The 430-nt window shown below is 61.9% G+C and carries 1 protein-coding gene; it reads right to left on the reverse strand.

The annotated features are described in order from the left end of the window. Nucleotides 1-391: AMP-binding protein (locus WH85_RS46270; RefSeq protein ID WP_281179169.1), on the reverse strand; the 391-nt coding region annotated here is incomplete at its 3' end. Between the last annotated feature and the right edge of the window lie 39 nt (nt 392-430).

A 430-nucleotide genomic window follows, 5' to 3' on the forward strand; every position in this document is an offset into this window, starting at 1 on the left:
TCTCCTCCACCGACGACGGCGTGAGCTCCTGGAACGTCACGTGGACGGTCGTCTCCGTGATGCCGTACATGTTCACCAGACGGGCACGATCACCCATCAGCTCGTACCAGCGACGCGTGGAACCGAACGGCAGCGCCTCACCACCGAAGACCACCTCACGAACCTTCAACCGGGCCGCCTGCTGCGGAGTCAACACACCCAGGAGCTGCCGAAACGCCGACGGGGTCTGGTTCAGGACGGTGACACCACGCTTGACCAGGAACTCCGCGAAATCAGCCGGATTACGCCGGACCCGATCCCCCACGATCTCCAGACGACCACCATGCAGAAGCGCGCCGTACATCTCCCACACCGAGAAATCGAACGCGTAAGAATGAAAAAGACACCACACATCATCCGGACCGAACGTGAAATGCTCCGCCGACGCCGC

Origin of the sequence: Actinoplanes rectilineatus, from assembly GCF_000962825.1 — a bacterium.
GTDB classification, from domain to species: Bacteria; Actinomycetota; Actinomycetes; order Mycobacteriales; family Micromonosporaceae; genus Actinoplanes; species Actinoplanes rectilineatus.